This window comes from Leucobacter sp. M11 (genome assembly GCF_035726885.1).
Lineage (GTDB): Bacteria > Actinomycetota > Actinomycetes > Actinomycetales > Microbacteriaceae > JAPFRB01.
The window spans coordinates 122,892-124,750 of the sequence record NZ_JAPFRB010000006.1 but is presented as its reverse complement, the minus strand read 5'-3'; the positions used below and the strand labels follow the sequence as shown (position 1 = coordinate 124,750).

General features: G+C 74.6%; 2 protein-coding genes and 1 pseudogene. 2 read left to right on the top strand and 1 reads right to left on the bottom strand.

All coding sequences use genetic code 11. The annotated features are described in order from the left end of the window. Both OOT08_RS17600 and OOT08_RS17595 read left to right on the top strand, forming a co-directional pair. Positions 1 to 277, top strand: a 277-nt coding sequence (locus OOT08_RS17600; protein ID WP_325094163.1) for an iron chelate uptake ABC transporter family permease subunit, incomplete at its 5' end; no start/stop codon positions are given. After that, on the top strand, positions 274 to 1,314 hold the full coding sequence (locus OOT08_RS17595; RefSeq protein ID WP_325094161.1) for a FecCD family ABC transporter permease: 1,041 nt from the start codon (positions 274 to 276) through the stop codon (positions 1,312 to 1,314). The genes OOT08_RS17600 and OOT08_RS17595, both read left to right, overlap by 4 nt. Before the next feature lie 6 nt (positions 1,315 to 1,320). Here the strand turns inward: OOT08_RS17595 and OOT08_RS17590 are convergent. After that, a pseudogene (locus OOT08_RS17590) lies at positions 1,321 to 1,859 on the bottom strand (hypothetical protein); the annotation flags it as partial.

The following is a 1,859-nucleotide window of genomic DNA, read 5'->3' as shown; positions in this document are numbered from 1 at the left end:
GATCACCCTGCTGTGCGGGGCGGCGACCGCCGCGGCGGGACCGATCGCGTTCGTGGGGCTCATGGTGCCGCACGCGGTGCGCTGGCTCACCGGGCCGGATCAGCGCTGGATCCTCGCGTTCTCGCTCGTGCTCGCGCCCGTCTTGTTGCTCGTCTCCGACATCCTTGGGCGGCTGGTGGTGCACCCCGCCGAGCTGCAGGTGGGCATTGTCACCGCCTTCGTCGGGGCCCCCGTGCTGATCCTGCTCGTGCGGCGAACCCGGGCGAGCGCGCTGTGAGCGCCGCGACCCCGGCGCGCACCCTGCGCTTCGGGCGGGTCTCCTTCCGGGTCCGCCGCGGCACCCTGATCGCCTGCGCGGCGCTCATCGCCCTCACGGCGCTGTTCGCGCTGCTCGCGCTGTCCCTCGGGGCCTATACGGTGTCGGTGCCGGACATCGTCACGGCGCTGCTGGGCGGCGGCTCCGAGGAGGTGCGCCGCGTCGTGGTCGAGTGGCGGTTGCCGCGCGTGCTCGCGGCGGCGGTGTTCGGCGCGGCCCTCGGGATGAGCGGCTCGCTGTTCCAGTCGCTCACGAGAAACCCGCTCGGCAGCCCGGACGTCATCGGTTTCACGACGGGTTCCCTCTCCGGCGTGCTCATCGCCATGCTGCTGGGCGGCACCGGCTACCTCGCGACCGCGTCCGGGGCGCTGATCGGCGGGCTCGTCACCGCGCTCGGCGTGTACGCCCTGGCCTGGAAGCGTGGCGTGCAGGGATTCCGGCTGATCGTCGTCGGCATCGCCCTCGGCGCGATGCTCACCTCGCTGAACACGTGGATCATGGTGAAGGTCGACGTGGAGTTTGCGATGCGGGCGGCGGTCTGGGGCGCGGGCACCCTGAACGGGACGCGCTGGGAGCAACTCGCCCCCGCGCTGATCGCCGCCGCGGGGTTCGGGCTGGCCGCGGCCTGGCTCGGGCCCCGGGTCCGGCAGCTCGCCCTCGGCGACGACGCCGCCGCCGCCCTCGGGCTGCGCGTGGAGGCGACAAAGCTCGCCATGATCGTGGTGGGCATCGGGCTGACCGCGCTCGTCACCGCCGCGGCGGGCCCGATCGCGTTTGTCGCCCTCGCGGCCCCGCAGGTGGCCCGCCGCCTCCGGCCGGGCGGTGCCCCGCTCGACCTCGTCACCTCGGCGTGCGTGGGGGCCGCGCTGCTCAGCGGCGCCGACCTCATCGCCCAGCACGCGTTCCCCGGGATCAGCGTGCCCGTCGGCGCGGTCACGGTGTGCCTCGGCGGCGGGTATCTGATCTGGTTGCTCGCTCGGGAGACGAAGCGCGGGTAGCCGGGATTACGCGTGACCCAGCGCCGCCCGCAGCCGACGCGCTTTGCCGAGCGCCGCGCTGTTCCCGGTGCGGGCCGCGAGCTCGGCGAGCCCGGGCCACGCCGCCGCAGGTGCCGCGGCATCGCCAAGCAGGCCGCGCTGCTGTGCCGCCCGCAACAGCTCGGCGCGGGCCAGGGCCACGTCGAGGACCCGGTTCAGCCACCGCGGCGGTGTCGGCAGCTCAGCCGCGCGGCGCACGCCCTCGGTGAGCACGGGCCAGAGCGCGGCGATGGTGTCCGGCTCCTCCTCGATGATCTTCACGAGCTTGACCGGGCTGCAGTCCTCGTTGCTGAGCAGCCGCCGGGCGGCGATGCCGACGCCGGCCGCCCCGAACAGGCCCTTCCGCGCGGCCTCGACGGCGTAGAAGTCGGAGGCGTTGTCGTGGCAGTGGCTGCCCAGGAACACGGCGATCAGTCCGGTGGACAGCGGCGGCATGGGGCCGACGCGCTGCGCCGGTCCGGCGCTGCCCTCCCGCCAGTTTCGCGTCGGGGACACCACGATGGCCC